The organism is Kribbella sp. NPDC051936, assembly GCF_040680955.1.
Classification (GTDB): domain Bacteria; phylum Actinomycetota; class Actinomycetes; order Propionibacteriales; family Kribbellaceae; genus Kribbella.
Window position 1 is genome coordinate 144751 of the sequence record NZ_JBFAXS010000003.1, and the last position, 21504, is coordinate 166254.

Here is a 21504-nt window from a genome sequence, read left to right on the forward strand (position 1 = left end):
TCCATGGCCATGAACCTGCGACTCCCACCTGAGGTGACGACCGCGCTTCAGGCGGAGTCGGCACGGACCGGCCTGTCGCAGCAAGAGATCGTCCGGGACGCGCTCGGTCGGCGGCTGCACCTGATCGATACGGCGGACCAGGCCGGCGAGCGTGAGCGTGCCCGGGCCGAGCATGCCGTCCAGCCGGCCAGAGTGCCGTACCGCAAAGTGACACCACGCCTGCGGCTGCCGAAGGGCACCACCAGCCTCGACCTGCTCGACCGCGATGACCGCTTCTGATGCGGATCTACTTCGACAGCAGCGCGCTGATCAAGCGAGTCGTCGCCGAGGACGAGTCCGACGACCTGGTGGAGTTCCTGGACGGCCGGTACGAGCAGGGCGACGTACTGGCGTCGTCCTCACTTGCCTGGGTCGAGGTCTCTCGCGTAGTCCTGGCCCGAGTCAGGAAGCCTGCCGATGCCGGCGACCTCATCGAGGGCGCGATGTCCGGCATCGACGAACGCCCGATGACGGGTGAGGTCGTCAGCGTCGCCCGGCGGATCGAGCCGTTGATCCTGCGCAATCTCGACGCACTGCATCTCGCGACCGCGGTGCTGATCGACGCCGACCTGGTGGTCACGTACGACGACCGCCTGGCCGACGCCTGCCGCCGGAACGCGCTCGCGGTCGCGTCGCCGGGGCGCGACTGACAGTTGTCGCTGCACGCCGCTGGGGTTGTCCGGTTCGCACCGGGTGACGAGCTTTATGCGCCGCCGACTCCCGCGCGGAGCGTTCACTCATCTACTTCTGTTTGGCAAATAGAACCACCCGCCGACCGGCCTGAGCCTCGCGCAAACGGCGTCAGGACGGTCGGCGGGTGGTGGGGTGCACCTCTGTGGCGGTGCACCGGTAACGGATCCGGGGGCGCTTCGCACTGGGGCGCCTCTGCGTTTGTGTGCGACTTCCGTGCGGTCTGGCTCGGTGGGCAAGACCGTCCGGGTGCGCCGCCCGGGTCCGTTCGTCCGGCTGGCGCCTTTAGTGCTCGGCGGCGGCGTCGGTCCGGTCGTCGGTGGTCCGGGCCAGGAGGTCCTCGAGCTCACGGACCTGCTCGGTGGCCATCGTGGTCATCAGTCGGTGGATCGTCATGCCGGTGAGACGCCGCGGTCCCGAAGGTATGACGGGAATCCGGTCTGTGACCTGAGTCACTACATCTCGTCGAGCCCGTCCGGGCGCAGCGGGACGAGCTTGCGAGCCTCGTCGTACGACGTACCGGTCAGCTCGAGCAGGTCGATGATCGTCGAGCGGAGCTGACCGAGGACGACGACCGCGGACAGTCCGGCCGGCTGCGGCAGGTCCGCCGTCCGCCGGCCCAGCTCGCCCAGAACGCGGTGCGCGGCCACGTCGGCGGCCGGTTCGAACAGGGACTCGCCGATCAGGCGGGTGCCGTCGGCGAGGCGGTCGAGCAGCATCGGGTATTCCGCGGGCATGGCCTCGTCGCGCCACACCGACACCGCGCACCGGCGGACCAGCACGCGCGTGTTCCGGATCGCACGGTCCAGCGGTACGACGAGATCGGCGATCTCCTGGACCCGCCCGCGGTGCCGGCGGCGAAACGGGGACAGCCGTACGACCGCGACCCCCTCGTCGGCGGCGCTGCGCAGGTCGTCGAGCCGTGACTCGCTGGCCCGCGCGCGGCGGAGCGCGTCGGTGACCGCCTCCTCGTCGCGGGTCCGCAGACCGTCGGCGGTCTCGACCAGAATCTCGGCCAGCTCGTTCAGCACCCCGGACGCCTGTTGCCGCGGGCGCCGGATCGCCGCCGCGGGTGCGATCGTGGCCGCGGCCAGCGCGACCAGTCCGCCGAGCGCAGCGTCCTGCCAGCGGCTGAAGCCGGCGCCGGGGTTGGGCAGCAGCGTGGTGACGATCGCGGCCTGGACGCCCGCCTGGGTGGTCATCAGGTTGCCGGCGCCGAGCAGGACGGCGACGCTCATCGCCAGCGCGATCACGAACACCAGTTGCAGGATGCCGGTCCCGAAGACCTTGACGAACAGGTCGCCGACGCCGACGCCGACCGCCACGCCGACCATCACCTCGGCGACCCGGCGCAGCCGCTGACCGAAGCTGAAACCGAGGCAGACCATCGCGGCGACCGGCGCGAAGAACGGTTGCTTGTGACCCATGACATAGCGCGCGAGGGTCCACGCGACGCCGGCCGCGAGCGCGCACTGGGCGATGAAGAACACCCGGCTGCGCCAGCGTTCGATCCGGCGGTCGATCGAGGCGCGGGACCGCCGCGCGGCCTGGGGCGCGATGTCGTCGCGCAGCTCCCGCAACTGGTCCAACGTCAGCCTGACCGGATCCACGCGCCCCATTCTGCGCGATGGGTGCGCCAGCTTGATTCCCGTGCCGGTCTCGGTTCAGTGTTGCTCCATGACCGAGAACAACCGTGAGGACTACGGCAGCTACTCCGTCGACGACGAGGATCAGCTGCAGGCGGAGGACACGCTCGACGACCGGGGCGTGGCGGATCTGCTCGACGAGGGCTACTCGCCGCCGGAGAAGTGGTCCGCGGGCGAAGGCTTCGGGACGACCGCGGACGAGGCGCTGCAGGGCGAGTCCCTGGACCAGCGGATCGCGCAGGAGGTCCCGGACGTCGACCCGTACGCCGAGGACGGCGAGGACGTCGGCGGCCCGCAGGTCGGCACGGAACGCTCGGGCCGCCTGGTCGCCTCCGACGAGGGCGCGCACAGTGACGACGACAGCGAGCTGTACGCCGAGGACGTCGGCATCGACGGCGCCGCGGCCGGCGCGGAGGAGGCGGCCGTGCACGTCGTCGACGACGAGGACGACTTCGAGCTCGAGGACGACGACGACCAGGACCTCGAAAGCTACCGCGACGTCGACCTGGGCGACGTCGGCGACCTGGAGGACTGACCGCACAACACCCCGCCGCCCCGCCGTGCCCGGCCGGCTGGGGACGGCGACGGGTCAGCGGGGGGTTACGGCGACCTCGGCGCCGTGGCGCGGGACGAGGGTGACGTTCTTGGCCTGAGGCGGCTCCGGCCTGGGGTGCGGCGCGTGGAAGTCGTAGACGGCCAGGGCGGCGCGGAGGATCTCGGTGCCTTCCATCAGCGAGAAGCCCGCGCCGATGCAGCGCCGGGCCCCGCCGCCGAACGGGATCCAGGTGCCGGGCGCGGGCGGATCGTCGGACAGGAAGCGTTGCGGGCGGAAGTCCTGCGGCATCGGGAAGTGCTCGCCGTCGCGGTGCACCAGGCCGATCGCGGCCATGATCGTCGTCCCGCGCGGCAGCCGGTAGCCGGCGATGTCCGCGGTCTCGGTCAGCCGCCGGCCGACCTGGTAGACGACCGGGTGCAGCCGCATCGCCTCCTTGACGATCGCCTCCAGTTCGTCGTCGGCCCCGGCGTCGGCGGCGCGCTGCCCGAACGCCAGCTCGGCCGGCCGCCGGGCCAGCTCGTGGAACGTCCAGGCCAGCGCGGTCGCCGTCGTCTCGTGCCCGGCCAGCAGCAACGTCACCAGCTGGTCGCGCAGCTCCACGTCCGACCAGTTGCCGGCAGCAAGCAACCGCGAGAGGACGTCGGTGCGGCCGGCGAACGTCTCCCGGCGCGCGGCGATCTCGTCGTACAGGATCTCGTCGACCTGCCGCTGGGTGTCCAGGTACGTCTTCCACGGCCGGACGCGGAGCAGTTGCGGGTAGAAGCCGCCGAGCATGATCACCGGTGACACCGACACGATCTTGTCCAGCAACGGGCGCAGCGTGTTCAGCCGGTCGAGGTCGGTGACGCCGAAGATCACCTGCAGGATGATCTCCAGCGTCAGGTTCCGCATCCGCTGGTGCATCCTGAACGGCTCACCGACCGGCCATTTCGCCACCTCGGTCCGGGCCAGGTCGAGCACCATCGCGGCGTACCCGCGCAGCGCGGCGCCGGAGAACGCCGGCATCAGCTGCTTGCGCATCCGCACGTGGTCCTCGTCGTCGAGCAGCAGCAGAGAGTGTGAACCCATGATCGGTTCGAGCACGGTGTTGCCCTCGCCGGCGTGCATCACCGACGGCGGGCTGCCGAACACCTCCCGGATGTGCTCCGGGCGGCTCAGCACGACGCAGACGCGGCTCGACGGCACCAGGCGGATCGTGAACACGTCGCCGTACTTGGCCCGCATCCGCGGGAAGAACGTGCGGCGGTGACTCGCGAACAGCACGGTCTGGGCGAGCGTCGGCAGCTTCGGGCCGGGCGGCAGTGTGCGGGCGGTCTGACGGTCGAGCGTGCGGGAACCGAGCAAGGGTGTCGGAGCCATGCTTTTCACGCTACGTCAGCCGGGTGAACGCCGGGCATCGAACGCCACAAGTGCTGCGACGATCCAAGGCACCCGCGCCCGGCACCGCTGTGCGGCGCCGGGCGCGGGAGGTAGGAGGTGGAACCTCCTGGGGTGGGGCCGGCCTCCGGGGTGGGGGGAGGGGTGGAGGCCGGGGGCCCGGGTCAGGAACGCTTGAAGCGGAGGGTGAGGATCTGGAAGGGGCGGAGTTCGAAGCTGACTCCGTTGTCCTGCAGGTCCCGGTCCGCCAGGTGGCGCTCGAGGAGGTCGACCTCGGTGACGGAGGCCGCCTGGAACGACGGGGTGACCGTCGCCCGCGAGCGGCCGCCGCTCGACTCGTACAGCCGGACGATCACGTCGCCGGACTGGTCGTCGGCCAGCTTGAGCGCCTCGACGATCACGCTGTCGTTGTCGACAGCAACGATCGGCGCGACGCCCTCGGCGCCGGTGACGACCCGCTCCGGCAGGTTGATCCGGTAGCCCTCCTCGATCGCTTCACCGATCCCGGCGCCGACCACCAGCGCGTGGTTCACGGTGTGCACGCCTTGGTCGGTCAACGGGTCGGGGAACCGCGGCGCCCGGATCAGCGAGGTCCGGATGGTGGTCGTGGTGCCGCCGTCCTCCCGCGCGGTCCGGTTGATGTCGTGGCCGTACGTCGAGTCGTTGACCACCGCTACGCCGTACCCGGGCTCGCCGACGTGCACCCAGCGGTGCGCCGCGATCTCGAACTTCGCCGCGTCCCACGAGGTGTTCTGGTGGGTCGGCCGGAAGATGTGCCCGAACTGCGTCTCGGACGCCGAGCGGTCGGCGTGCACGTCGACCGGGTACGCCGCCTTGAGGAACTTCTCCGCCTCGTGCCAGTCCATCTCGGTCTCGATGTCGACCCGCTTGGCGCCCGGGCGGACCCGCAGCGTCTGGGTCACCGTGGACCGGTTGAAGGACCGCTTCACGACCACGGTCGCGACGCCGTCGACGGTGCTGAAGTCGACGCTGTCGACCTCGGTCACGTCCCGGACGTTGTTCTTGTAGAACGAGTCGACGTCCCACGCGTCCCAGTGGTTCGGGGTGTCCACGTGCAGCTGCAGGAGGTTGCCCACGGCGCCCGGTGCGATCACCTCACGCGAAGCCTCCACGTCGTACAGCGAGGTGATCAGGCCGCGCTCGTCGATCGTGACCCGGATCAGGCCGTTGTCCAGGACGCCGTTCTCGACCGTGACGGCCTGGCCCTCGCCGGCCGGGACGCCCGCGCCCAGGCCGGGAACGCCGCTGCGCGAGTGCGGCGCCGCGTTGAAGACGATCTGCGCGTCACCGGAGCCGGCCAGCGCCTGCTGCGCCGTGGCGATGATCGCGTTCAGCTCGTCGGCGATCCGGGCGTACGTCGCCTCGGCCTCGCGGTGCACCCACGAGATGGAGGAGCCCGGCAGGATGTCGTGGAACTGGTGCAGCAGCGCGACCTTCCACAGCCGGTCGAGGTCCTCGTACGGGTACGCGTCGAGCTTGCCCGCGACGACGGCCGCCGCGCTCCACAGTTCGGCCTCGCGGAGCAGGTGCTCGGTCCGCCGGTTGCCCTGCTTGGTCTTGGCCTGCGACGTGTACGTCGCCCGGTGGATCTCCAGGTAGAGCTCACCGGACCAGACCGGCGCGTGCTCGCGGTACTCGTCCTCGGCGGCGCTGAAGAACTCCGTCGGCGACTCGATCGTCACCTGCGGCGAGGACTCCAGGTTCGCCACCCGGCGCGCGGTCGCGACGAACTCGCGGGTGGGGCCGCCACCGCCGTCGCCGTACCCGAACGGGACCAGCGAGCGGGTCGCGGCGCCGTTCTCCTGGAAGTTGCGCTGCGCGTGCGCGAGCTCGCGCCCGGACAGGTCGGAGTTGTAGGTGTCGATCGGCGGGAAGTGGGTGAACACCCGCGTCCCGTCCAGGCCCTCCCACCAGAACGTGTGGTGCGGGAACTTGTTCTCCTTGTTCCAGGAGATCTTCTGGGTCAGGAACCACTTCGAGCCGGACAGCTTCACCAGCTGCGGCAGCGCCGCGGTGTAGCCGAACGAGTCTGGCAGCCAGACCTCCTGGGTGTCGATCCCGTACTCGTCCAGGAAGAACTTCTTGCCATGCACGAACTGCCGGGCCAGCGCCTCGCTGCCGGGCAGGTTGGTGTCGGACTCGACCCACATGCCGCCCACCGGGACGATGTGCCCCTCGGCGACGGCCTTCTTCAGCCGCTCCCAGACCTCCGGGTAGTTCTCCTTCACCCAGGCGTGCTGCTGGGCCTGCGAGAACGCGAAGACCAGCTCCGGGTACTCCTCGGCCAGGGTGGCAACGTTGGACACCGTCCGGGCCACCTTGCGGCGGGTCTCCCGCAGCGGCCACAGCCACGCGGAGTCGATGTGCGCGTGGCCGACCGCCGACAGTTGGTGCGCGCTTGCGTGAGCCGGCCGGCTCAGGACCTCGGTCAGCTGAGCGCGGGCGTCCGCGGCCGTGCCGGCCACGTCCTCGTAGTCCAGCGCGTCCAGCGAGCGGCTGAGCGCCCGCAGGATCTCCCGGCGGCGCGGGTCCTGCAGGGACAGCTCGCGCTGCAGACCGTCGAGCGCCTCGAGGTCCAGGATCAGGTCCCACACCTCGGCGTTGAACACCGCCAGGTCGGCGCGGGTGAGCTGATAGATCGGCGTCTCACCGAGCTTGGCGCCGATGTCGACCTTCGCGTAGGCGTTGTCGAGCGGGATCTCCGGGTTCGCGGCGCCCTCGACGTAGAACTCGATCCGGTCGCCGGGCGAGGCCGCCGTACCGTCCGGGCCGAGGATCGACAGCGGGGCGTAGGTCTGCCGCGGGTGCAGGCCCTTCAGCGGCCGGCCCGAGGTGGTGTGCACCAGGCCCTCCGCGGAGAAGCCGGGGCCGCCGCTGAAGCCGAGGTCGATGACCGCCTCGATCTCGCGGCCGGCCCACTCGGCAGGCACCTGGCCGCTGAACTTGAACCAGGCGGTGCCCCAGGCCGGGCCCCACGGCAGGCCGATCGCGGCCGGCTCGTAGGTCTGGGCGAGCGCCTCGGCGGGTGACACCGGCTCACCGGGTGCGTGCCACACCTCGATGTCCAGCGGGACCGCCGCGCCGTAGATCGCGGGGCGGAGTCGCTCCCGCAGGGCGCGCTTGAGCCGCTCCTCGATGAGTTGACGGTCGTCGTGCACGAAATCAGCCTCCGGGAAAGGATCCTCACGCGGCCGACCAGGCCGCGGCTGACAACGCTGTCACACCGACCCCGGCCGCGTCCAGACGCAGTTTGTCTCTCGCTGTGTGGAATTTCGCTGCGTAGCGGTTGGGTTGCGGGCCGCCGCCGCGGCTACCCGCAAGGCCTCATTGTTGTCTAGGTTGTCCTGCATGGATCGCCCCCGCCTGCTGACCCCTGCCCGGCCGACCGGGCTGACCCGCCGCGGTTTCCTCGGTTTCGGCGCCGCCGCGGCCTCCGGACTGCTGCTGCCGGGCTGCTCGCGCGGTCGCGCCGACGAGCCGGCGCCCTCGGAGGCGGGGATCTTCGCGACCGGCAACCTGAACGGCGTCTACAACACGTTCGGGACGGCGCTCAGCGGGCTGGTGAGCGAGGTCACCGGCATGGAGCTGAAGCCGATCGTGACCGACGGGTCGGTGGACAACCTGTACCGGGTCTCCGGCCGCAAGGCCGACCTCGGACTGTGTACGTCGGACTCCGCGCTCGCGGCGTACGAGGGCACCGGCGAGTTCAGCACCGGCGCGCTGCGCTTCACCGCGCTGGCCCGGGTGTACGACAACTACGTGCACGTCGTCGTACCGATGGCGTCGAAGGCGAAGAGCCTGGACGACCTGTTCCCGAGCAAGGACAGCCCGTCGCGGCGCATGGTCGTCGGCGTCGGCCCCAAGGACTCCGGGACCGAGATCGTCGCGAACCTGATCCTGGACAAGGCCCGCGCCGACGTGATCCAGAAGAACCCCACGCTGGACCCGGCCACGGTCGCCGTCACCCGGAAGAACCTGACGCTGGGAGAGATGGTCACCGCGCTGCAGCCCAGGCCCGGTGCCGCCAAAGGGTCGATCGACGCGTTCGTCTGGAGCGGCGGTGTGCCGACCGATCCGATCGTCGCGCTGCAGAAGACCATCGGATTCCGGCTGCTGGACATCGGCGGCGTCGCGGAGGCGATCGCCCTCAAGGAGTTCGGCGGGTTCATGGTGTCGGCGATCCCGCCCTCGCAGTACGGGCTGGCCCAGTCGGTGCCGACCCTGGCGATCCCGAACTACCTGATCGCGAAGCCGAACCTGTCGGACTCCTGGGCCTGGTGGACGGTCAACACCCTGTTCCGCCGGCAGAACGACCTGATCAAGGGCACGCCGTCGCCCGGAGCCAGCCCGGGCACCGGCGGTCACCCCGAAGCCGGTGCGCTGGACCCGCGCTCCGCGATCGCCACGATGCCGGTGCCGCTGCACCCCGCCGCCGAGCGCTGGTACCGCCAGAACCACATCTGAGTCACCCGGGGCGACCCGGGTGACTTCTCAGGCGTCGTATCAGGCGTCGTAGTCGTCGATCAGCGGGACGCGGACCTCGATGACCAGGCCGCCGCCGATCGGCGGGCGGGCCACGACCCGGCCGCCGACGCGGGCCGCCTCGGAGCGGACGATCGCCAGACCGAGGCCGGTACCCGGCATCTCGCGGTGGTGCGCGCTGCGCCAGAACCGCTCGCCGACCTTCTTCAGGTCGCGGGAGCCGAGCCCCAGACCGTGGTCGCGGACCGACATCACCACCTCGGTGCCGTCCCGGGTGACCGAGACCTCCACCGGCGGCGCGCCGTACTTCGAGGCATTGTCGAGCAGGACGTCGAGGATGTCGTCGACCTCGAGCTCCGGGGCGACCCCGCCCGGCACCATCTCGCCGACGATCAGCTCCAGGTCGTCGGCGGCGTACACCGCCTTCCAGCCGACCAGGCGCTCCTTCACCGCCTGGGCCAGGTCCAGCGGCTCTTCGTTGCCCTCGGCATCGGCCGACGGGCGGTCCGAGCCGGCCAGCCGGGACAGCCGCTGGACGATCCGGCCGAGCCGGTCGATGTCGCTGAGCGCGAACCGCGCGGTCGGCGACAGCCGGGACAGGCCCTCGATGTGGATCCGGGCCGAGGTGAGCGGCGTCCGCAGTTGGTGCGACGCGTCCGCGACGAACTCACGCTCACGCTGCCGTGCCTGGTGCAGGCTCAGCGCCATCGAGTTGAAGCTGTCGCCCAGCCGGCGGAGCTCCGGTGCGCGTCCGTCGGTCGACACCCGGGTGTCGAGCGCGCCGCGGGTGATCTGGTGGGTGGCGTTGTCGAGGTCCTGCAGCGGCCGCAGTACCCAGCGGGTGATCGGCCGGACGATACCGATGATGATCGCGCCGATGCTGATCAGCAGGCCGCCGAGGAGCAGCAGCAGTCCGCTCTGCACCTGGTCGCGGGCCTTGTCGGTCGGCACCCGCAGGACGGCGGCGCCGAGCACGCTGCCGTTGTTGACGACCGGGCGGGACACGATCATCTCGCCGGAGCGCCACGGCCACAGCGGCGGCGGCTCGGCCGGCAGCCGGCCCGCCAGCGTGCTGTGCAGGGCGGCCGAGATGTCCTCCTCCTTCACGTCCACACCGGACACCGAGGTGGCCACGACGCGGGAGTCGACGTCGACGACGAAGACCGGGGTGTTGTAGAGCTCCTGGTACCGGACCGCGAGCTCACGCAGGTTCGCGATGTCGCCGGTCTGCAACGGCGACTCGGCCATCGCGGCGAACCAGTCGGCATCGTTGCTGCGGGACAGGAAGAGCGTGCGCGACGTACTCGTGGCGATGAAGTTCGCCAGCGGGATCACAGCGACGATCGCCAGGGCGACGACCATCGGGACGAGGGACTGCAGTAGTCGACGGCGCAAGGGTCAGTCCGAGCCCAGGCGGTAACCGACGCCGCGGATGGTCTGCACCAGTTCGGGCCGGCCGAGCTTGGCGCGCAGGCTGGCGACGTGCACGTCCATGGTGCGCGACGACGCCTCGAACACCGACTGCCAGGCGTACAGCGCGACCTGTTCACGGGGGACCACCCGGCCGTGGTGCGCGGCCAGCACTGCGAGCACGTCGAACTCCTTGCGGGTCAGACTGATGGGCTTGTCGGCCACCTGAACCGTCCGGGCCTCGATGTCCACGGTCAGGTCGCCGACGGTCACCCGAGGGCGGGGCTGCAAGAGGCCGGTACGACGAAGTACAGCATCGATACGGGCCAGCAGCTCGGAAATCGCGAACGGTTTCACCACATAGTCGTCGGCGCCGCTGCGCAGGCCGCGGACCCGGTCGGCGGCCTCGCCGCGCGCCGTCACCGCGATCACCGGCACGTCCGAGACCGTGCGGATCTGCCGGCACACGTTGATACCGTCCCCGTCCGGCAGTCCCAGGTCCAGCAGGACCAGGTCGCCGGGGTCGGCCGCCAGGGCGTCGGCGGCCGTGCGGACGTGCGTGACCATCAGGCCGTAACGCCGCAAGGCGGGTATCAGTGCATTGGCGATATCGAGATCGTCCTCGACCAGCAGAATCCGAACCGCGCCACTCATGCGGTGATCGTAGGCCAGGTCACGGCCTGATGTGTCAGATCTTGGTAAAGACGTAATCACGCGACTCCACGCAGTGTTCGGCAACATTAGCCTTCCGGACACAGGAGGGAACCGCTAGATGACTGTCGGTGTTCACAGCGGGGGTGGCGCGACCGTGCCCTCCGAGGAAGAACTGGCCGAGTACGAGCAGGAACGCCCCGCGCGGCGGCTCCGGCCTGCCCTGGACCTGGTGATTTCGGTCTGGTGCACAATCGTCAGCCTCGGCGTCCTGGTGCAGGTGTTCGCGCCTTTACCACAAGGAACGCAGTTCTACTTGGTGATCTTTCTCGCAGCGGTTCTGCCGATCACGCTGCTGTGTTACCGGGGCTGGACGGTGCCGGCGGTCATCAATCCGTTCCGGGCCCGCGCCCATGACGACCCCGGCGTGGCCGACTGGGTCCTCGCGCTGGTGGCGCTGGCGGTGTGCGTCTATCCGCTCCTCGACTTCGACGGCTACCTCGAGCGCCGGCAGGCCCCGTCGGCGATGGACGTGATCGCCGGTGCTGTCTTGCTGGTGCTGCTGCTCGAAGCGTGCCGTCGGACGACCGGCTGGGTGCTCCCGGTGTTCAGCCTGGTCTTCATCGCCTACGCGTACTACGGCGGCTACCTTCCTTATACCTGGTCGCTCGCGCACCAGGGCTTCAACTTCGACGCGATCATCGCCCAGTTCACGATGGGTACGGCGGGGTTCTACGGGACCCCGTTGAACGTGGCCGCGTCGTACATCGTGCTCTTCACCATCTACGGCGCGGTGCTCGACTACTCGGGCGCTGGCAAGTTCTTCATCGACCTGTCGTTCGCCGCCTTCCGGCGCAGCCGCACCGCACCCGGCCGCACGGTCACGCTGGCGGGCTTCCTGCTCGGCAGTGTCTCGGGGTCGGGGACGGCGACCGCGGTGTCGCTGGGCACCGTCTCGTGGCCGATCCTGCGCCGGGCCGGCTACCCGCCCGAACCGGCAGCCGGAATGCTCGCCGCGTCCGGGATCGGCGCGATCCTGTCCCCGCCGACCCTCGGCGCCGCCGCGTTCATCATCGCCGAGTTCCTCCAGGTCTCGTACCTGAAGGTCCTCGGGTTCGCCGTGATCCCGACGATCCTGTACTACCTGGGCATCCTGCTCGCGATCGAGATCGACGCCCGCAAGCACGGGACGACGTCGACCGAGGTGTCCGACGGGTCGGCGTGGCGGCTGTTCCTGCGGTTCGGGTACCACTTCCTGTCGTTGTTCGTGATCATCGGCTTCATGGCGGTCGACGTCCCGCCGTTCAAGGCCGTGGTCTACGCGGTGATCGTGCAGTTCGGGTTGTCGTTCCTGGATCGCGAGCACCGGCTGACCGGGCGGCCGCTGGTCAAGGCGCTTGCCCAGGGCACCCGTTCGGTGCTGCCGGTGGCGGCGACCTGTGCGACGGCCGGTGTGATCGTCGCGGTCACGACCCAGACCGGCCTGGGGCTGAACCTCGCGGAGATCATCGTCAACGCGGCCCGCGGGCTGGCCGACAACCACACCGCGGTGCTGATCCTGACCGTGGTGCTGTCCGCGTTCGCCGTGCTGATCCTCGGTCTGGCGGTGCCGGTGACCGCGTCGTTCATCATCGCCGCGGTGATCATCTCACCGGCCCTGGTGAACCTCGGCGTGACGCAGCCCGAGGCGTACATGTTCATCTTCTACTACGCGGTCCTGTCCGAGGTGTCGCCGCCGACCGCGCTGGCCGCGGTCGCGACCGCCGCGATCACCGGCGGCAAGGTGATGCCGACGATGTGGCAGGCCTGGAAGTACACGCTGCCGGCGTTCCTGGTGCCGTTCGCGTTCGTGCTCACCGACAGCGGCGCGCACCTGCTCGGTCAGGGCTCGTTCGCCGGCATGGTCTGGGCCACGCTGGTGTCGATGCTGGCGGTGGCCGCGCTGGCCGTGGTCACCGGCGGCTGGGTGTTCGTGCGGACGACCTGGCTCGAGCGGGCGTTCTGCGTCCCGGCCGCCGCGCTGCTGCTCTACCTCGCGCCCGTAACCATCACCGCCGGAATCTGTTTGCTACTTGTTGCCGTCGTCATCAATCTGGTCCGGCGGCAACGCCAGGCCGCTGCCGAGGAAGGAACCGTTGCCTGATGAGACTCCGATCTGTTGCAGTGGCACTTGTCACCGTGGTGTCGCTGGCCGCCTGCGGAGGTCAGCGCGAACCGTCCGGATCCGGTTCGGAGTCCGGCGGCCGGCTGACGATCGCCACCGGCAACACGACCGGCGTGTACTACCAGCTCGGCGGTGCGCTGGCCTCGGTGATCTCGCAGAAGATGTCCGGCTACCGGGCGACCGCGAGCGAAACCGGCGCCTCGGTGCAGAACATCCAGGGCCTGGTCGGCGGGAACTACGACATCGCGTTCTCGCTCGGCGACTCGGCGGCGGACGCGGTGAACGGCCAGAACAGCTTCAAGACCAAGCAGGACGTGGTCGCGCTGACCCGGCTGTACAACAACTACACGCAGGTCGCCGTCCGCGCCTCGGCGAACATCAACTCGATCGCGGATCTGAAGGGCAAGCGGGTCTCGACCGGTTCGCCGAACTCCGGCACCGAGGTGATCGCACGCCGGCTGCTCGAGGCGGCGGGGCTCGACCCGGCCAGTGACGTGACCGCGCAGCGGCTCGGCCTGCCGGAGTCGGTGGACGCGATGAAGTCCGGGTCGATCGACGCGCTGGTCTGGTCCGGCGGGTTGCCGACCGGCGGCATCACCGACCTGACCACCAGCATGGGCAAGGGCGTGAAGCTGCTGCCGATCGCGGACCTGCTGCCGAAGATGCAGGACAAGTACGGCGCGGTCTACTCGCAGGCCCCGATCCCGGCGGCGACGTACAAGCAGCCGGCCGACGTGGCCACGATCGTCGTACCGAATGTGCTGCTGGTCCGCAAGAACATGAAGGACGAGCTGGCCGAGCAGCTGACGAAGACGCTGTACGACAACATGGACGCCCTGGTCGCGGTGAACGCGGCGGCGAAGGGCATCACGCTGGAGAACGCGACGAAGACCGACCCGGTGCCGCTGCACCCGGGGGCGAAGAAGGCGCTCGACGGACTCAAATAACCAGTCCTGGGTACCGGTAGCTGTTGCGGTACCCGGGCTCGCGGACCGTCCTCCCCCGCACACCAGGCGCAGCGGGGGAGGACGCAGGGCCCCGGCTCCGCACCTCAGGCGCAGCGGGGGCGGGACCCAGCCGGCCCCACAACCAGGCGCAGTGACGGTCGGCAACCTGGCCCGGTCCTGGCGGAGGCATCCGCCGGGGCCGGGCTCTACTGCTGTTCCTCCTCGTGCGGCATCGGCGTGCCGTACAGGTAGTGCGAGAGCGCGGAGTCGCGCTTGGGGTGAGCGTGGTACTTCGTCGGTACGACCCGTCCCTCGGCGCTGTCCCACGCGGCGTCGGCCATCCGCCACATCCGGTGCGCCAGCCGGCCGGCCGACCCGGTGTGCGGGGAGTACGGGTGCGCCCTCGTCGGGGCGATCTCCTCGGCCTCCAGCAGGTTCTCGGTCAGCCGGTTCACGTCCGGGCCGTCGAGCTGCTCGGAGATCCGGCGGCCGTACGTCGTCTCCATCGTCTCGTGCTCGTCGAGCAGCCGGTCGATCTGCCGCCACAGGTCGTCGTGCTGCAGATCCACGAACCGGCTGTCGCCGTACTGCCGTCCTTTCAGGAAGCGCAGCGAGCGTTCGAGTTCCTTCGCGTTGCCGACGTACCGGGTGACCAGCTCGTCCCCGTCGGGGAGCCGCCGCACGTGCGGGAGGAGCACGTCCTCGGCCGCGGCCAGGTGCTGCGCCGCGATCGCGTAGAACCGGTCGGTCTGGTGCCGGTGCTCGGGGTGCGCGGCGTCCGGGTGGTGAGCCGGCTCGGCCAGCTCCCGGATCCGTGCGTGTTCGTAGGTCAGGGCCATTTCGAGCGTCGAAGCGGTCATGACAACCACCTCCAGAGGGTCTCCCTCCAGCGTGTGCCCATCCCACCCGAACCGCAACCGCCTCATCCCGCTCCGTAACCCGGCCGTACTCCGGAACGCGAACGCCCGCCGGCGCAGAGGGCGCGGCGGGCGTGGCGGAGCGGATGCGGGGTCAGGCGTCGGAGCTCTTCTTCCAGAGGTTGATACCGGCCTCGACGGCGTCGGCGTCGATGGCCTCGAGCTCGTCGGGGCTGAACTTCAGGTTGCGGACGGCGGCCAGGTTGTCCTCGAGCTGGGTGACGCTGGAGGCGCCGATCAGCGCGCTCGTCACCCGGTCGTCGCGCAGCGTCCAGGCGAGCGCGAGCTGGGCGACGGACTGGCCGCGCTGCTGCGCGATCTCGCTCAGCGCACGGACGTGCTTGAGGGTGTCCTCGGTGAGCGAGTCCGGGTTGAGCGACTTGCCCTGCGCCGCGCGGGAGTCGGACGGGATGCCGCCCAGGTACCGGTCGGTGAGCACGCCCTGCGCCAGCGGCGAGAACGCGATCACGCCGACGCCGAGGTCGCCGACCGCGTCCAGCAGGTCCTCCTCGATCCAGCGGTTCAGCATCGAGTACGACGGCTGGTGGATGAGCAGCGGCGTACCGAGCTCGGCCAGGATCCGCGCGGCCTCCCGGGTCCGGTCGGCGGAGTACGACGAGATGCCGGCGTACAGCGCCTTGCCCGAGCGGACCGCCGCGTCGAGCGCGCCCATCGTCTCCTCGAGCGGGGTGTCGGGGTCGAACCGGTGGGAGTAGAAGATGTCGACGTAGTCCAGGCCCATCCGGCTCAGCGACTGGTCGAGCGAGGCGAGCAGGTACTTCCGCGAGCCGCCGCCCTGACCGTACGGCCCCGGCCACATGTCGTAGCCGGCCTTGGTCGAGATGATCAGCTCGTCGCGGTACGGCCGGAAGTCGCGCGCGAAGTGGGTCCCGAAGTTCGTCTCGGCCGAGCCGTACGGCGGGCCGTAGTTGTTCGCCAGGTCGAAGTGCGTGACGCCGAGGTCGAACGCCCGGCGCAGGATGTCGCGCTGCGTCGCGAACGGCTTGTCGTCGCCGAAGTTGTGCCACAGGCCGAGCGAGATGGCCGGCAGCTGCAGCCCGCTCCGTCCGGTCCGCCGGTAGCTCATCTGGTCGTCGTACCGGCTCTCGGCCGCCACATAATCAGTCACGGAAGCCCAGTCTGCCCCATGTCACGACAAGTGTGAAACCCCTTGTTTTCAAGCAGAAACGGCAGCACTCAAACCCAGAACCCCGTCTTCTGGGCCACGAGCCCCGGTGTCCCCGGTCCGGGGCACCGGAGCTCGCGGCCGCGCCGGTCATCGGGCGGCGGTGGCCAGCTCGGGGGTACGGCGCAGCATCTGCAGGGCCCGCATCCGCATCGGTCCGATGCTTCCGATGGGCAGGTTCAGCGTCTCGGCGATCTCCAGGTACGACGGGCAGCTGTCCGACATCAGCAGCCGGATCAGTCGCTGGTAGCGCCCTGGGAGCCGGGCCAGGGCCCGCTCGGTGGAAGGCTCGTACTCACCGTCGGCCGGGTAGACGTCGACCACGGCCGCCCGCTGGCTGTCGCCGTGTTCGGTGGTCGGATCGGCGTACAGCAGGTACCGCTTGCGGCTGATCGCCACCCGCAGCCCCTCCCGCCGTGCCGTCGCGGCCAGCCACGCGGGAAGGCACTGCGGATCACGGATCTGGCCACCGTGCTGCCACAACCGCAGCCACGTCTGCTGAGCGACGTCGAAGGCGTCGCTGTGACTCAGGCCGATACCGCGCGCAGTGTGCAGCAGCAGCGAGCCGTAGCGGCGCTCCAACTCCTTCCAGGCCGACCAGTCCGAGGCGAGTGCGCGGTTCAGGACGTCCTCGATCGTGCTCGAGTGGATGGAATCGGTGTGGTGACGCGTTCCGTTGGCCGGCCGTGCAGTGCTGCGTAGCGAGATCGTCGACACGCTTCACTTCCTTTCGCTGATCCGCGCAGGTGGCGACGGAGCGCGCGTGGGCAGGGGAAGATCGGGCCGGTGCGCGAACGCACCGGCCCGAAAGCCGATGGCATCAGCGGCTTCGGTGAAGCCGTGCTGCGGCAAAACTCCGGACGGCCCTCTGCCTCACCATGCCCCCGTGGTCGTCGTCAGTGCTGCCTTCGGCGCCTATTCGATCACCGGGGCCGTCACGCAGGCGTAGTCAATTCGTCACGGAATCGTGCTTGTCGCGTCACCGTTTGCATATGTGTCGCTCGGCGACTGCGCGGTAACGCTCTGATCGCGCAAAGTCGGGCCCAACCAGCGCAGCAACGGCGCCGCCATCATCGTGGTGATCAGGGCCATCAGCACCATGACCGTGAAGGCGCTGTGGTTGATGATGCCGACGCCGAGCCCGGCAGACAGTACGACGATCTCCGTGATCCCGCGAGCGTTCATCAGGACTCCCAGGCCGGCCGCGGACCGCACCGGCAGCCCGCCGGCCCGGGCCACCGGCACGGCGCCGCCCAGCTTGCCGAGGACCGCGACGGCCAGCAGGACAGCGCCGGCGGCCAGCACCTGCGGTTGCGAGATCGCCGCGTTGACGTTGGTCTGCAGGCCGATCGAGGCGAAGAAGACCGGTACCAGCAGCGCTCGGTTGAGCCCGCCGATCTGCTCGGCCACGGCCGCCACCGGCGGGCTGTCCTTCGGCAGGACCAGACCGGCGAGGAAACCGCCGAAGATCGCGTGGACGCCGATCTGGTCGGTCGCCGCGGCCAGGCCGAGGATCAGCCCGAGGACGAGCAGCACCAGGATGGGCGTGGGCACGGACCCGGCGAACCGCTGCGCGAGTCGCTGCAGCAGCGGCCGGAGCACCAGCAGGACCGCCGCGCCCAGCAGCAGCGTCAGGCCGAGTGCGAGTAATGCTTCACCGGGCCCGGCCGACCGGATCATCGCCATGGTGACGGCGAGCGCGCACCAGGCGAGCACGTCGGCCGCTGCCGCGCACAGCATGGCCAGCGAGCCGAGGCGGGTGCCCTGCAGTCCGCATTCCTGCACGATCCGGGCCAGGACGGGGAACGCAGTGATGCTGAGCGCCGTACCGATGAAGACGACGAACGGCAGCCGATGGACGCTGGGACCGGCCAGCGTCGAGTAGAGCGGTAGCGCCGCGAGGAGTCCGAGGGCGAACGGGACCGCCATGATGGCGAGACTGGCGGCGGCGATCGCACCGCGGTCGCGGCCGATCCGGTCCCGGCCGAAATCGCTCCCGACGGTGAACATGAAGACGGCCAGCCCGGCCTGCGCCAGCAGACCCAGGTTCGGCCGGACCTCGGCCGGCAGGATGGCGTCGAAAAGCCAGGGCGCCAGCGAGCCGATCACCGAGGGGCCGAGCACCAGACCGGCGACGATCTCACCGACGACCGCGGGCTGACCGATCCGCCGGGCCAGCCGGCCGCAGAGGGTCGCCAGCGCGCAGATGACCGCGACCGCCAGCAGCAGCCGCCACATCTGTTGCGCGGCGCTCGGCCCGGCGGCGCCCGGTACGGACGCCGCCGCGGATGTGTGGTCCGGGCGCAGCCAGCCGGCGGCGTAGCCGATGCCGACCAGGGCGGCCGCGCCGGCCACCAGAAGGGCACCGACCGCCGTGGCGCGGCCGGGCATGGGAAACAACGAACTGCCCCGCCGCTGCATCGGGATTGCTCCCCGGTCAGGCCGGGACGGCGCCGTCGGCGGACACCGGGACCGCGGTGAGCCGCTCGGCCGCCGGCCGGTGCACGCCGTTGGTCCGCCGTCCGGCGCGGTGCGCGAGGATGTCCTGCGCGATGTCGCCGGCCCGGTTGCCGAGCACGCTGAGCAGCGAATCGGCGATGCCGTGCGTCGCCTCGTTCACGCCCTGCAGGTAGCAGGCGGCGTCCGACGGCTCGTCGAGCTGCAGGCGGTACTGCCGGTTCACCTCGATCCGGTCGAGCCCGATGGCGTCGCTGAGCCCACGGACCAGCCGCGGCATCTCCCGGACGAACCCGGTCCCGAGGAGCACCAGGTCGCGGCGCAGCTCGCTGACGGTACCGGTCTTGCGGTCGCTCAGCTCCAGCACGACCTCGTCCCCCTCGGTGCGGGCGCCGACGATGTCGGTCATCGGCACCAGCCGCCGCTGGTCGACACCGGCCAGCCGGTCCAGGTACATGCTCGTGTACAACTCTTGCAGAAGATCGCTCTCGACGCCGGAGTAGTTCGTCAGGTGCATCTCCCGCAGGATCTGGTCCCTGCCCTCCGGCCGGGCCTCGAAGAACTTGTCGATGTACGACGGGTAGTAGAGCTCGTTGGTGAACTTGTTCGTGTCGTAGGCGCGCAACCCGATCGAGCGCATCACCCAGCTGACGTCGCTGTTCGGCAGGTCGATCTGCGTCGCCCGGAACATCTCGGCGGCGCTCTGCGCGGCGCCGACCACCGCGACCCGGTGCTGCTTGGTCTTGTCGAGTGCCGCGACCCGCTGGCGGTACTGCGTACTGTGGATCACGCGGTCGGCCGGCAACTTGGCGAACTCGGCCGGAACGTACGGGTCGCGCCCCGCCCCGATCACCAGATAGCGGCTGGAGATCGTGCTGCCGTCGCCGAGCCGGGTGAGCCATCCGGTCAAGGCGCCGGCCGGGTTCCGCTGCGGTTCGATCGAGACGCAGTCGCAGCCGAGCTGGAGCCGGACCTTCCGCAGCGACTCCGACACCCACCTCAGGTACCCGGAGACCTCGACCCGGTACGGCGTGAAGCTGCCCATGTTGATGAAGTCGTCGAGCCGGCCGACGCTGCGCAGGTAGTTCAGGAAGGTGAACCTGCTGCGCGGGTTCCGAAGCGTCACCAGGTCCTTGGCGAAGGCCACCTGGCTCTTCGTCCAGGGCAGCAGCAGACCGCGCTGCCATTCGACCGTTTGACCGCGTTCGATGAACAGCGAGTTCTCGGCCAGGCCGTCGACACCGAGTTCTTCCAGTGCGACGGCGAGGGCGAGGTTGGCCGGCCCGGCGCCGACGGCGAGCAGTTCGACCTCGTGGTTGGTCATGAGGGCTCCAAATAGGGTCGTGGCTTACCAGGGCCGGCCCGAGTAGTCGGACTCGTTCAGTGCGTCGTACTTCAGTTCGACGAGCTCTGCCGCGGCGGTCAGCCGGTCGGCACAGGTCGCGGGATCGTTCGCGGTGCAGATGACGTACGCGTGCCGCCCGATGTGCGCCCGCGGCGGCAGCCGGACCGTCGCGCCCTCGGCCACCATCGGATGCGCCTCCACCAGGCCGGGCACGGCTCCCGGCTCCGGGACGGAGATCTTCACGACGCGGGCGTCCTCGGGCGGGTAGCAGAACCGGATGCCGACACACGTGCGGTGATCGGCTTCCAGGTACGGGCGGTTGCCGCGCGCCACGTCGACGAGGATCGCGCCGGGGTCGATACCGGTCGCGAGCTTGCCGAGGTACGGGATCAGGTCGCCGCCGAGGCGTCCGTTCACCTCGATCACGACCGGTCCCTTGGAGCTGAACCGGATCTCGGTGTGCGTGATGCCGTACGGCGTGCCGATCGCCTCGTGGGCGGACTGCAGCAGCTTGCGCAGCTCGGGATCGGTCAGCAGCGGGTCCGCGCCGTCGACGATGTGGCCGATCTCCTCGAAGTACGGCGGGGCGCCGAGTTGCTTGTGGGCAACGAAGAACGGCTGGTACTCGCCGGCCACGACCGCTCCGTCGACGCTGATCTCCGGACCGTCGACGAGCTCCTCGATCAACGCCCCGCCGTGGTACTCGGCCGGACCGCTGCGGCTGGAACTGTCCGCTCTTTCGAACGCTTCAACGATTCCGGACGCGTCGTCCACCACCGCGACGCCGATGCTCGCGGCCATCCCGCGCGGCTTGACCACGACCGGGTAGCCGATCGTCGCGGCGGCGGTCGCGGCCTCGTCGGCCGTTGTGGCGACCGCGAACTCCGGCTGCGGCAGACCGGCGTCGGTGAGCGCCTGCCGGGTCCGCGCCTTGTCACGACAACCCTGCGCGCCCTCCGCGGTCAGGCCCGGCAGTTTGAGCCGGTCCGCGACCAGCGCGGTCGCGACCACCGACGGCTCGTCGTACGTGAAGACCCCGCGAACCCCATGAATACGAGCGATCGAGTCGGCGACCGCAAGCAAACGATCGATGTCGAGCGCGAGTCCCGCGCCCTCGAGCGGAAGGACGACGGAGCTGCCGGCGATGTACGGCTGCTGCCAGCCGGCCGGTTCGTCGTCGATCAGCCACAGCGGCCCGCGGGCCGCCGCGCCGCGCATCAGGTACTCGCGGTACGGCTGGAAGCCACTGCTCAACTGCAGCACGACACCTTCGGTGTTGTCGGTCACGCCGTCCTCCCGGGAGCTGTTACTGACGAACGAGAGCGGCTGACCCGTGGTTGGTGATACACCAAGTGCCGTCGTCGGCAGGGGATATCCGTCGTCCTGACGGCTTGCACTCGAGTAGTTGACGGCTCAGACTTCACGGAAGGTAGCTCGGCAGCCACGCAAAGAGGAGGCGTCTATGCCTGCACCTGGGAGCCTGCCCGCCCAAGGTTCTCGCTGGGGGAGAGCATTGTCGATCGGTGGCGGTCGTGAGGAATACGCATCCAGTGGGGGAGATCGATAGATGCACGCGCAGCCCGTACCGGCGGATCGTCCGGATCCGGCGAACCCAC

General features: G+C 70.0%; 17 protein-coding genes. 6 read left to right on the forward strand and 11 right to left on the reverse strand.

Going from position 1 to position 21504, the window contains the following annotated elements; translation table 11 throughout:
* The first annotated feature begins 9 nt into the window (after positions 1-9).
* Positions 10-279 (forward strand): hypothetical protein, encoded by a 270-nt coding sequence (locus AB0L64_RS10905; RefSeq protein WP_363709977.1) that lies wholly within the window; start codon positions 10-12, stop codon positions 277-279.
* Entirely contained in the window at positions 279-689 is a 411-nt protein-coding gene (locus tag AB0L64_RS10910) for a type II toxin-antitoxin system VapC family toxin (protein WP_363709978.1), read from the forward strand. The genes AB0L64_RS10905 and AB0L64_RS10910 overlap by 1 nt, the downstream gene beginning before the upstream one ends.
* A 495-nt stretch (positions 690-1184) precedes the next feature.
* On the opposite strand, the gene AB0L64_RS10915 is transcribed toward AB0L64_RS10910, so the two are convergent.
* Complete coding sequence (locus AB0L64_RS10915) at positions 1185-2339, reverse strand: FUSC family protein (protein ID WP_363709979.1); 1155 nt, start codon at positions 2337-2339, stop codon at positions 1185-1187.
* A 67-nt stretch (positions 2340-2406) separates the two neighbouring features.
* Between AB0L64_RS10915 and AB0L64_RS10920 the strand changes: the two genes are divergently transcribed.
* The gene (locus AB0L64_RS10920) at positions 2407-2910 is read left to right on the forward strand and encodes a DUF5709 domain-containing protein (RefSeq protein ID WP_363709980.1); all 504 of its coding nucleotides are present in this window, start codon (positions 2407-2409) and stop codon (positions 2908-2910) included.
* 54 nt (positions 2911-2964) lie between these two features.
* Here the strand turns inward: AB0L64_RS10920 and AB0L64_RS10925 are convergent, their stop codons facing one another.
* Together AB0L64_RS10925 and AB0L64_RS10930 are read right to left on the reverse strand one after the other, a co-directional pair.
* Positions 2965-4290: a cytochrome P450 gene (locus AB0L64_RS10925; RefSeq protein ID WP_363709981.1), complete on the reverse strand. Its 1326-nt coding sequence runs from the start codon at positions 4288-4290 to the stop codon at positions 2965-2967.
* 182 nt (positions 4291-4472) lie between these two features.
* Positions 4473-7487, reverse strand: a complete 3015-nt coding sequence (locus tag AB0L64_RS10930; RefSeq protein WP_363709982.1) for a glycoside hydrolase family 38 C-terminal domain-containing protein — start codon at positions 7485-7487, stop codon at positions 4473-4475.
* Positions 7488-7677: 190 nt separating this feature from the next.
* Between AB0L64_RS10930 and AB0L64_RS10935 the strand changes: the two genes are divergently transcribed.
* On the forward strand, positions 7678-8793 hold the full coding sequence (locus tag AB0L64_RS10935) for a TAXI family TRAP transporter solute-binding subunit (protein ID WP_363709983.1): 1116 nt from the start codon (positions 7678-7680) through the stop codon (positions 8791-8793).
* Positions 8794-8832: 39 nt separating this feature from the next.
* Here AB0L64_RS10935 and AB0L64_RS10940 read toward each other — a convergent pair whose 3' ends face one another.
* Both AB0L64_RS10940 and AB0L64_RS10945 read right to left on the reverse strand, forming a co-directional pair.
* Positions 8833-10173, reverse strand: a complete 1341-nt coding sequence (locus AB0L64_RS10940; protein WP_363709984.1) for a HAMP domain-containing sensor histidine kinase — start codon at positions 10171-10173, stop codon at positions 8833-8835.
* A gap of 36 nt (positions 10174-10209) precedes the next feature.
* Complete coding sequence (locus tag AB0L64_RS10945) at positions 10210-10875, reverse strand: response regulator transcription factor (RefSeq protein WP_012918592.1); 666 nt, start codon at positions 10873-10875, stop codon at positions 10210-10212.
* A 118-nt stretch (positions 10876-10993) separates the two neighbouring features.
* Here AB0L64_RS10945 and AB0L64_RS10950 point away from each other — a divergent pair, with 118 nt between their 5' ends.
* Together AB0L64_RS10950 and AB0L64_RS10955 are read left to right on the forward strand one after the other, a co-directional pair.
* Positions 10994-13015, forward strand: coding sequence for a TRAP transporter fused permease subunit (locus AB0L64_RS10950; protein ID WP_363709985.1), 2022 nt, complete (start codon positions 10994-10996; stop codon positions 13013-13015).
* Positions 13015-13983, forward strand: coding sequence for a TAXI family TRAP transporter solute-binding subunit (locus tag AB0L64_RS10955; RefSeq protein ID WP_363709986.1), 969 nt, complete (start codon positions 13015-13017; stop codon positions 13981-13983). Before AB0L64_RS10950 ends, AB0L64_RS10955 begins: the two co-directional genes overlap by 1 nt.
* Before the next feature lie 206 nt (positions 13984-14189).
* Here AB0L64_RS10955 and AB0L64_RS10960 read toward each other — a convergent pair whose 3' ends face one another.
* The 6 genes from AB0L64_RS10960 to AB0L64_RS10985 all read right to left on the reverse strand — a co-directional run bounded on the left by AB0L64_RS10960 (position 14190) and on the right by AB0L64_RS10985 (position 21175).
* Positions 14190-14843 carry a hypothetical protein gene (locus AB0L64_RS10960; protein WP_363709987.1) on the reverse strand — a complete coding sequence of 218 codons (654 nt, stop codon included), beginning with the start codon at positions 14841-14843 and terminating at the stop codon, positions 14190-14192.
* 151 nt (positions 14844-14994) lie between these two features.
* On the reverse strand, positions 14995-16029 hold the full coding sequence (mgrA, locus tag AB0L64_RS10965) for an L-glyceraldehyde 3-phosphate reductase (protein WP_363709988.1): 1035 nt from the start codon (positions 16027-16029) through the stop codon (positions 14995-14997).
* 147 nt (positions 16030-16176) lie between these two features.
* Entirely contained in the window at positions 16177-16803 is a 627-nt protein-coding gene (locus AB0L64_RS10970; protein WP_363709989.1) for a sigma-70 family RNA polymerase sigma factor, read from the reverse strand.
* Positions 16804-17043: 240 nt separating this feature from the next.
* Complete coding sequence (locus AB0L64_RS10975; protein ID WP_363709990.1) at positions 17044-18477, reverse strand: cation:proton antiporter; 1434 nt, start codon at positions 18475-18477, stop codon at positions 17044-17046.
* Between the two features lie 46 nt (positions 18478-18523).
* Complete coding sequence (locus AB0L64_RS10980) at positions 18524-19867, reverse strand: SidA/IucD/PvdA family monooxygenase (protein ID WP_363709991.1); 1344 nt, start codon at positions 19865-19867, stop codon at positions 18524-18526.
* Positions 19868-19891: 24 nt separating this feature from the next.
* Positions 19892-21175, reverse strand: a complete 1284-nt coding sequence (locus AB0L64_RS10985; RefSeq protein ID WP_363709992.1) for an ATP-grasp domain-containing protein — start codon at positions 21173-21175, stop codon at positions 19892-19894.
* Positions 21176-21504 lie beyond the last annotated feature (329 nt).